The 9675-nt window shown below is 38.5% G+C and carries 10 protein-coding genes and 1 rRNA gene; 8 read left to right on the top strand and 3 right to left on the bottom strand.

Features of this window, described 5'->3' with window-relative positions; genetic code table 11:
* Window positions 1–159 precede the first annotated feature (159 nt).
* Complete coding sequence (locus G6W42_RS10220; RefSeq protein WP_194173915.1) at window positions 160–756, top strand: effector protein; 597 nt, start codon at window positions 160–162, stop codon at window positions 754–756.
* Window positions 757–758: 2 nt separating this feature from the next.
* Here G6W42_RS10220 and G6W42_RS10215 read toward each other — a convergent pair whose 3' ends face one another.
* Entirely contained in the window at window positions 759–1907 is a 1149-nt protein-coding gene (locus G6W42_RS10215; protein ID WP_194173914.1) for a hypothetical protein, read from the bottom strand.
* 296 nt (window positions 1908–2203) lie between these two features.
* Between G6W42_RS10215 and G6W42_RS10210 the strand changes: the two genes are divergently transcribed.
* Genes G6W42_RS10210 through nrfD form a run of 7 tightly spaced genes read left to right on the top strand, consistent with a single transcriptional unit; the run spans window position 2204 to window position 8416 of the window.
* A complete protein-coding gene (locus tag G6W42_RS10210) occupies window positions 2204–2371 on the top strand; it encodes a hypothetical protein (RefSeq protein ID WP_169748866.1) in 168 nt (55 codons plus the stop codon).
* Between the two features lie 9 nt (window positions 2372–2380).
* The gene (locus G6W42_RS10205) at window positions 2381–3091 is read left to right on the top strand and encodes a disulfide bond formation protein B (RefSeq protein ID WP_194173913.1); all 711 of its coding nucleotides are present in this window, start codon (window positions 2381–2383) and stop codon (window positions 3089–3091) included.
* Window positions 3092–3101: 10 nt separating this feature from the next.
* Window positions 3102–3995: a hypothetical protein gene (locus G6W42_RS10200; RefSeq protein WP_194173912.1), complete on the top strand. Its 894-nt coding sequence runs from the start codon at window positions 3102–3104 to the stop codon at window positions 3993–3995.
* Window positions 3996–4017: 22 nt separating this feature from the next.
* Window positions 4018–6309 (top strand): molybdopterin-containing oxidoreductase family protein, encoded by a 2292-nt coding sequence (locus tag G6W42_RS10195; RefSeq protein WP_194173911.1) that lies wholly within the window; start codon window positions 4018–4020, stop codon window positions 6307–6309.
* A gap of 11 nt (window positions 6310–6320) precedes the next feature.
* Window positions 6321–6872, top strand: a complete 552-nt coding sequence (locus G6W42_RS10190) for a 4Fe-4S dicluster domain-containing protein (RefSeq protein WP_012140509.1) — start codon at window positions 6321–6323, stop codon at window positions 6870–6872.
* Window positions 6873–6882: 10 nt separating this feature from the next.
* Entirely contained in the window at window positions 6883–7521 is a 639-nt protein-coding gene (locus G6W42_RS10185) for a TorD/DmsD family molecular chaperone (protein ID WP_194173910.1), read from the top strand.
* Window positions 7522–7531: 10 nt separating this feature from the next.
* Entirely contained in the window at window positions 7532–8416 is an 885-nt protein-coding gene (gene nrfD / locus G6W42_RS10180) for an NrfD/PsrC family molybdoenzyme membrane anchor subunit (RefSeq protein WP_194173909.1), read from the top strand.
* Window positions 8417–8470: 54 nt separating this feature from the next.
* On the opposite strand, the gene G6W42_RS10175 is transcribed toward nrfD, so the two are convergent.
* Window positions 8471–9406: an isoaspartyl peptidase/L-asparaginase family protein gene (locus tag G6W42_RS10175; protein WP_346010475.1), complete on the bottom strand. Its 936-nt coding sequence runs from the start codon at window positions 9404–9406 to the stop codon at window positions 8471–8473.
* A 168-nt stretch (window positions 9407–9574) separates the two neighbouring features.
* A 5S ribosomal RNA gene (rrf, locus tag G6W42_RS10930) occupies window positions 9575–9675 on the bottom strand; the annotation flags it as partial.

Below are 9675 nucleotides of genomic sequence, written 5' to 3'. Positions count from 1 at the left end.
GATGAAATTTGATTTGTTTTTGAAAAAACATTTGCTACACAACTCAAATTTTAAAAACAAAATGACTCGTGAATAAAAAATCTTATAAATTTCGTAAAATTTAATAACTTTTATCCTAAGAAGTAGTAAAATAGTTACACTTTTTTGATCGGAAATGAAATGAAATTTAAAGACTTTAAAGAAAAAAACAGTAGCAATTATGACTTTTTTACAGCCGAGGAAACAAGCTATAAAGAATTTGTACAACTAAGCTTTAAAGAGTTTTTAACTGGCGATAGTGGCTCAAAATGGCAGCTTGACATAGATGATAAAAGGTTTAACTCGTTTCCAAATTTCACCCAAAAACATCAAATTTGCATATCAAATTTAGACTATGAAGATAATGTTTTTCAGTTTAGAATTTGCTCTGAAAACAACGTATCAAGCCTTGGCTACCGCATGTTTACGAGCTTTGATAGCGCACATAAAGACTTTGTCACAGACGATATCAAATGCTCTGATGAGGTTATGATGAGCCTAAAGCTTGGCGAGCTTAAAGAGTTTCCTTGCATATCAAAATGCGGCTGGTGGATCAAAGATATCTGGCGAGATATGTATCCTATCTTAGACGAGACTAGCAGCGAGGAATTTGTAGCTGGCATTATAAAAAGCGAATTTACCAAAAAGATGACCGAGATAAACGAATGCCTAAAAAACGCTCAAGATAGCGGCAAGCTTGATGATATGATCGCCAAGCTAAAAGCCAAAATCAACTAAATTTAGAAATTCCCGCCCACCGCACAAGAGCTAGCTGGATATGACGTAAGTCCGTAGTCAGCCGACTCCACGTTATAAAAGTCTAAATTTGCACTTCGCGAGATGATATACTCAAAGCCTTTTTGATTTAGTTCGATCAAAATTTCAAACTCCGTATCCCTTTTACAGACTATGCTTTCAAAAAAGTGAGAGAAGAAAGAAATTTTGGTATTTTCCTTTTGCATTGAGTGATTTAGCATGAGCTCCATGTTGCTAAAAATTTTAAAGATAGTTTGATTTGTCTCAAATTTACCAAATCTAGCATAATAATTTTGTAAGTTTGCATCATTTAGTACGATGTTTTTGGTGCAGTTTTTAGTGATCTGCTCGTAGATAAGGCCAAAAAGCTCAATAGAGGCATTTTGATTATCCATCATTCTATTTTCGTGGTTTGTGACGACCACAAAGCCATCTTTTATCTCGTATTTTTCATTTTTATAATAAAAGCTAACATTTGCCACCTCTTGCTCGAAACGCTTTTTATAAGCAAAAGGCAAATAGTTTAAAACGCCCATTTTATCGATGATAGCTGAGCTTCTTACGCCACCATCTAGCTCGTGCTGCATGAAGTATCTTATGAAGCTGCCTTGCTCTATGTCAAAGCTGTTTAAATACTCGATCTTATCAAGGTATATACATCGGTAAAGCTTGACAAATTCGGGATTTAGCCTAACATTTATCTCATCTTGTAGCTCGCCATATTTGTCGGTTTGCTCTGCATCTATAAATTCGATTATATTCATCTGCTTTTCGATCTTGTCTTTAACAAAGATCGAAATTTTCACGTCCTGCATCTCATAAAAGCACTTTATCGTATCGGTGGCACTTTTTGTGATATCTGTTTTAAATTTCTTAGCAAGCTCTGCTTTTTTAAGGGTAAGTGAAAAGTTGCCATTTTTTAGTTTATTTTGTGAGTACAAAAGATAGAGTAGCTGCTCATAGACCATGAGATGTGAGTAGGTTAAAAATGTATTATCCACCACGATGACGTAGTAGCAACGTGTTATAGAGTACCTTTTGTTATTTTGCAAAAATTCATCATAAATTTTTAATTTGCTTGGGGATTTACATACCTTAAAAACATCATATGATTCTAAAAATATATTTTCCATTACCGCCCCTTTTTCCTTTGCAAAAATATTACATAACTATTCTTTAAGCTAATTTGAATTTACAAACTAACTAATAAAAATAATTTTGTAAAAATTAATATTAATTTAATTAAATATAGCTTAATTATATAAAATATTTTTGTATAAATATATTTTTATTTACGAATTTTTATTATATAAAGTAAAAATTAGCTATAAAAATATATATTTTAAACTAAATTTAATAATTATAGTTATATTATTTTTCTCAGATAAACATGTTTAGAGTTTAAAAACTAACGAAAAAGGAGCTCAAAATGGAATTTCTAATTTTGACGCTATTTCTGATTAGTGGGCTTATCTTATACATAAAGCCACAAATGAAGAAAATAGCAACGTCCTGCTTGGCTTTGGGGTGCGTAATACTAGTTGCACTAGAATTTTACGTAAATTTATGGGTAGTCTTGCCAATAGGCAACTTTTAGGAGGGCAAGATGCAAACGAAACAAAATGAAATCCCAGCAAACGAACAAGGCTTTTTCAACCTTATGTCACTAGCTATCACCGCTCTTGTCGCACTTCCAGTTGGTATCGCCTGCTTGGTGCTTGGCTTTGGACTAGGTGATAACCCTTGCATAATGTGCTGGGCTGAGAGGATCACGATGATAGCCATTAGCCTAATAGCACTTTTCATCATCAGGTACGGACTAAAGCCTGGCTATCTAGCAGCGCTTTTACTAATGGCTTGCTGGGGCATATTTAACGGCTTTATCCACTACAGCCTAGATGGAACATTTGGCGGCTATCTTGACATCAAACAAGGTTTTGGCCTTGAAATTTTAGGTGCCCACACTCAGTTTTGGGTTATGGTTGTTGATTTTTGTGTGATCATATTTTTAGCTTTTATATTTTTGTTTAGCAAAAACTTAGGCCTTATCATGCAAAAAAGCTCAAATGGCGAATACGGCGACTTTTTAAGCTACTTGCCACTTGGTAAATTTGCAAATTTAGTCTTTATCGTAGTTATCCTTGCAAACTGTGTTCAAGCCTTTATAGCTTCTGGTCCACCACCATATCTAGGATCTAGCACACCGCCTAGAATAAGTATCGATCCCTCAAAATGGTTCTGGGAAAAAGACCACTGGGATAGCTCGCTTGATTTTAGATTTGACTGGAACCCTGAGCTTCCAGACCTAGCGAAGTAAGGAGAGAAAGATGAAAAAGATAATATTTTTTATCGCATTGGCAAGCCTTGCTTTTGGTTTTAACTTTGATATGGATAGCAAAAATGGAGCTATCCAAAACACAAAAGAGCTTGGGCTTAAAGAGACGATCACTCTAAATTTGCAAAATGATAATGCAATAACTGGAGCTGACTACGATGAGGGCAAAAAGCAGTTTGCTCTTGTCTCAAACGACAACGAATTTTACATCGCGGATGAGAATTTAAAGCCAGTTAGCTACGCCAAACACGACCGCCATTTTATAATGGAAATGGAAGCAACAGTTGGAGCTACTTGGTATAAAAAAGAGCTTGGCATGATAAGTTACAACAAAACTTTTGTCTTCTATGAGCCAGCTAGCAACCTTAGCAAAGACGAGCAAAATAGCCAGTGGAGGCACCTATTAGCTGGATATGACGCATGGAAGCTAAACGACCTTGGTAATAAGGGCAGATTTTCTACCATTAGATCAAAACAGCAGTATGTCTTAGGCTGGGACTACCTAGAAAGTGAGAATAAATTTTACACAGCTAGCGTGCCAAATGATGTTAGAGACTACTGGAGTGTCGCCATATTTGACGGTGATGACAAGATGATCTTAGAAGAATTTGTACCAAAAGCTGGAGCAAATTTGCAACTAAAAGAGGGTAGAAATTTAAACAACTACTACATTACTGGTGTTGATGTGGAGCCTGATGCGCTCTATCTTTTAAGCAAAAATTTCTCAACTATTTTAAAGTTAAATTTGACCACTAAAGAGATAGACGAGGCTTTTAGTTTTAGTGGGGTAAATAACCCAAGAGCATTAGCGATCAAAGATAATAAATTTTACATCTTCTCACGAGAAGGCAAAGAGAATAAAGTTTTTATCTTTGAGATGAAATAGCTATCAAATTTAAGGAGAAAACATGCAAAGACGTTCTTTCCTAAAAGGTACCGGAGCAGCTCTAGCAGCAGCTGGAACAGCTCCTAGCCTATTTGGTATGGAGCAATTTGAGGTGGATTTTAACCCAAAATCCTATAAGAACGAGGAAAATGTAGAGTACCACTACCTAACCTGTCCTAGAAACTGCCGTGATGCCTGTTCGATGATCGCTGAGATAAAAGACGGCAAAATGGTAAGCATAAAAGGCGATCCAAAACACCCGCTAACACAAGGCACAGTCTGCGTCAAGGGTCACACCTATGCCATGCATCTATATAACGCTGACCGCATCATGCACCCTATGAAAAGAGTCGGTAAAAAAGGCGAGGGAAAATGGGAGAAGATAAGCTGGGATCAAGCCTTAAAAGAGATAGCTGCAAAGCTAACTGAGATAAAAGAGAAATTTGGCGGCGAAGCATTGACCGAGTTTGTCTACTCTGGCAACGAGGGACATATCTCAAAAACTATCGCACCGGGAAATTTCTTTGAAAAATATGGAGCCACAAGACTTGTTAGAAACCCTTGCGACTGGCCAAGATACGCGGGTACTCCTAGCGTTATAGGTACTGATTTCTCAAAAGATGCACTTGAGGTCGACGAGAGTGATATGTATATCAGCTGGGGATCAAACGAAGCTTATACGGCCGTACACTGGATAAGATTTGCTCACCGTGTTAAAAAAAGAGGCGGAAAGATCATCGTTATAAATACGATAAGAATTCCTCTAGCAAACCAAGCAGATATGTTTATCCAGCTAAAACCATCTAGTGACCCTGCATTTTGTCTAGCGGTCTGTAAATTTTTAATAGAAGAAGATCTATATGATCATGAATTTGTGGAAAAATACACAACAGGCTTTGAAGATCTAGTGCACGAGTGCTCACTCTACACCTATGGCGAACTATCTGAGATGTGCGGAGCAAGTGTGGATCAGATAAAAGTCTTTGCTAGAGAGTACGCTCACGCAAAAGCACCAGCTATCATGCACGGCGATGGCGGCCAAAGACACTTTAACGGCGCAAGGCTAGTGCGCGCGGTTACCTTCTTGCCGGTACTTACGGGCTGCCTTACAAAACTTGGTGGAGGACTATTTTGGGCATATGTGCATGTAAAAGGCTGCTTTAACTTCGATAACTGTATGCCAGATCTCTCTCCAAAAGATAAAGATGGCAAAAAGATAGAAAGACAGCAAGTAAGCTATATAGAATTTGGTAAAGGCATACAAAAAGAAAATCCAACATATCTTGACAAGCCTATAAACACTGTCATTAGAGCATGTATCAACTACAACTCAAATTTAATGGTAACAGCTCCAAATACAAATTTGATCAAAAAGCGTGTAATGGACGATGACTTCTTTTTGGTTGTAATTGATCCTTACGAAACAGATACCTGTGACTATGCTGACTATGTTCTACCTGGTGTTACATTTATGGAGAGTGAGGATATCCAAAACGACCAAATTTCTGGATACGTCTGCTACAACGCTCAAAGCGTAAAACCTCTAGGCGAAGCTAAGACAAATTTAGAGTTCTTCAACGCTCTTGCAAAAGCGATGGGCTATACAGAAGAGTGCTTTAACTGGGATAGTGAAACGGTTTGCAGACGCTTTTTGGATACAGAATTTGCCAAAAAACAAAACATCACCTATGAAAAACTAAAATCAGTCGGCTGGATCAAGCCATTTAGAACGCCTGAAACAATGAAAGATCAGTTCCCATACTACCCTTATGCGCCAAAAGACAAACTAGTCTTTGGTACAAAGAGTGGAAAATGCGAGCTTTACTCACAAACCTTTAAAGACGCAGGCTATCATCCAGTAATAGACCTTGAAACTGACTGGGACTACTATGAAAAGAGCAATAAATTTGGGAAAGACTATCTCAAAAAATATCCGCTTTATTTCATGACGCCGGGTACTCAGCTCCAAGACAACTCCAACTGGGGCAATATGCCTTATATCTTAAAAAGGGTTATCGTTAAGGGCAATGCTGAGCTATTTATGACACGTGAAGATATGGAAGCACGCGGTATTAAAAATGGAGACACGGTTGAGGCAACAAACGAAAAAGGTACAGCCGTCTTTACAGCAGTCGAGACAAATCAAATGAACCCAGGCATAGTCTATGCGTGGAACAACATCTGGGTAAAAGTGACAAAATCAAGAACTGGAGCAAATATCCTTTGCTCTGATGGCGTTAGCGATCTAGGAAATGGCTCAACTTATACAGCTAGCTTTTGTGAAGTAAAAAAAGCAGCTAAACAAGAGATGTAAAGGGGTCTAAGATGAAAAGAAAACAAGGATTTTTATTTGATTATAACTTTTGTATAGGCTGCAAGGCTTGTGAAATTTCATGTCAAGTCTATCACAACCAAGATCCAGATATAAACTGGAGACATGTCGATGGCCTTATGATACATGAAGATGGCATAGAAAAAGAGATCTTTATAACTCACTCTTGCCATCACTGCGACGAGCCAGCCTGTATGGATGTCTGCCCAGTTGGAGCTTATATCAAGCTTGAAAATGGTGTCGTACAGCCACTTCATGATAAGTGCATAGGCTGTGGATACTGCTTGATGGCTTGCCCTTATGGCTCTATCACAAAAGGCAAAGACGGCAAGGCTCAAAAGTGCAACCTTTGTGCCGAAAAACTTGAGCGTGGCGAAGAGCCAGCTTGCGTAGCAGGCTGTCCGTGTGGAGTACTAAAACTAGTTGATAGCAACGTCAGCGACAGTGCTGGTATGCAAAAAGAGATGCCAGGCTTTAAACACTTCTTTACTAAGCCAAATATCCGCTTTTATCCAAGAATGAAGCGAAACGAATTCATACACTAAAGAGTAAAAGATGGATAAGGTCAAAGAAAAGCTTAGCGTTAGCCTTAGTGTTGAAGACTTTTTAAGGCGATTTTTCTTAGTAGAGCTTAGGGAGCAAAATTTAGATGAGCTCATAAGCCTAAGCCTTAATTTTAGTGATAAATTTAAAAATCACGACTTCATACTTTGGCTAAATAAGTGTAAAGATGATCTAAATTTGCTAGACGAGCTAAGATATGAATTTAATAGGCTATTTGTAGGGCCAAGACACCCAAAAGCTGAGCCATATGAGTCGGTTTATTTTGATTATAAAACGATGTTTGGCGAGAAGACCATGCAGGTGCGAAGCTTTTATGAAAGCTCTGGGCTAAAGCTCAGTAAAGAGCAGTTTGATAAATTTCCAGATGATTTCATCGGATACGAGCTGCAATACCTTTACTTTCTAAGTTTCAATGCCTTACAAGCAGACGAAAAAGAGAAAATGGATGAAATTTTACATAAAAAATATGACTTCATCCGCACTCATCCGTTTGAGTGGTTTTATAAATTTAGCTCTCGCTGTAAGGAGACTACAAATTTAGAAGCCTATGTGAGCTTTGCTGATTTTTTAAATTTATATCTTGAAAACGAGATAGAGCAGTCAAGAGCTCTTCTAACTTTTAAGAGTTAAAGGATAGATAATGGAACAAACAACTTGGGGATGGCTCATAGTCATATATCTCTTTTTAGGTGGTTTAGGTGCTGGGGCGTTTTTGTGTTCGGCCTTAGCCTACAAAGGCTTTTTGGGCAAGCTTGATGAGAAATTTTACAAATTTGGATTTTTGCTCGCACCAATAGCGGTCATAGTTGGAACTGCACTTTTGCTATTTGACCTAGCACCAAGCGCAGCGATCAATCCAGCTAAGATCATAGGTCTTTACACAAGACCAGTTTCTATAATGAGTATCGGCACATATCTTCTAACATTTTTCATAATAGTTAGCGTACTCGTGCTTTTACAAGTTAAAAAAGGTGGCAAAATTTGCGATATGATGCTCACTCTTGGCTCACTGCTAGCACTTGGCGTGATGGGATATACTGGACTACTTTTATATGTAGTAAAAGCGATCCCACTTTGGGCAAGTATTTGGCTACCGATATTATTTACTATCTCAGCCATATCAACAGGCCTTAGCGTAAACGCTATATCTGTGCTAAGTGGTGGTGGCGTTTTAAGCCATGAGTCGCATAAATTTCACACTATTTTAGTGGCACTTGAAATTTTTGCCCTATTAATGCTATTTGCAAGCGTTAGAAACGAAGCAGCAGGTATGGCTAGCATAACCAAAATAGTATCAGGCTCTCTAGCTCCGATGTTTTGGATAGGCTTTATAGTGCTTGGTCTTGTACTACCGCTAATTGGTGGCAGTAAATTTATGCTACAAAGATGTGGTGTAACAAAAGACGGAGCAGTATGCGGATGTAGCGAGGGCATCAAATCCTGCGTATACAATGAATATGGTGTTTTAATCGGCGGTTTTTGCTTAAGAGCATTTATCGTTCTTGGAGCAATTTATATATTTTAATAAACTTTCTCCCTTTAAAAACTAGGCCAGATAGAATCTGGCCTAGCTATCTAATCATTTCTCGCCAAGTGGCCAGTAAACGACTGGTTTAGCTCCAAGTCTAGCCTCACCATGATACATACCAAGCTTATCTTTAGTCCAAGCAAAGCCAGTCTTACCAGATTTATCGATAGAGATGATACCACCGCTACCACCTAGGGCTTTTACCTGAGCTACGGCCTCTTCAGCTGCTTTTTGCACATTCTGGGTTTTGTATTTATAGAGGGCTGAGACCTCGTGAGCTGCATTTACACGCATGTAGATATCGCCTGTACCTGTGCAAGAGACTGCGATCGAGTCATTATCTGCATATGTTCCAGAGCCAATTATCGGACTATCTCCTATACGACCAGTCATTTTATTTGTCATGCCGCCAGTGCTTGTTGCTGCGGCTAGGTTGCCATTTTTATCAAGTGCTATCGCTCCAACAGTGCCAAGATATGGTCGCTCATATAAATTTAGTGAGGTTTTCTTTGTCTTTTCGCTATCAAGCATAAGCTTTTGTTTCTCTTTTGCTCTTTGGAGTGCGTCATATCTAAACTGCGTGAAAAAGTACTTTTGATCAACCATCTCTAGGCCGTTTTCTTTAGCTAACTTGTCAGCTCCATCGCCTGCAACAAGAGTGTGCCAAGTCTTATCCATGACGACTCTTGCACCAAGGATTGGGTTTTTGATATGTCTTGCCATTGCGACTGCGCCTGCTTTTTTAGTAGAACCGTCCATAATAGAAGCATCTAGCTCATTAAAGCCATCAGCTGTAAATACCGCGCCTTTGCCAGCATTAAAATTTGGATCGTCTTCTAACACCATAATGGCTGCCGTCACCGCATCCATGGCGCTACCACCCTTTTCAAGCACAGCTTGGCCTGCTAAAAGCGCCTTTTTCATAGGCTCTTCGCGCACTTTAAACTCATCTTTAGTAAGCTCAAGTCCGCTAGTACCGCCATGTATGACAATGACAGGGCTAAATTTATCCTCTGCATTTAAGAGTGAGCCTGCGAATAAGGCAACATCAAGTTGTCAGACCTAATAATGCAAAAAAATTTAAAAATAATATACAAGTAACATAAATAAAAATAAAATTTGATTAAATATAAGAATTAAGCAGATTAACAACAAAGCCCGCAACGACCTACTTTTCCAACATCCCAGTAAGGGAGAGTATCATCAGCCAGGACGAGCTTAGCTTCTTGGTTCGAGATGGAGCAAGGCGTTTCCTC

This window comes from Campylobacter concisus (genome assembly GCF_015230015.1).
GTDB lineage: Bacteria > Campylobacterota > Campylobacteria > Campylobacterales > Campylobacteraceae > Campylobacter_A > Campylobacter_A concisus_AF.
The sequence above is the reverse complement of the archived record's forward strand: the minus strand, read 5'-3'. Positions and strand labels throughout refer to the sequence as shown.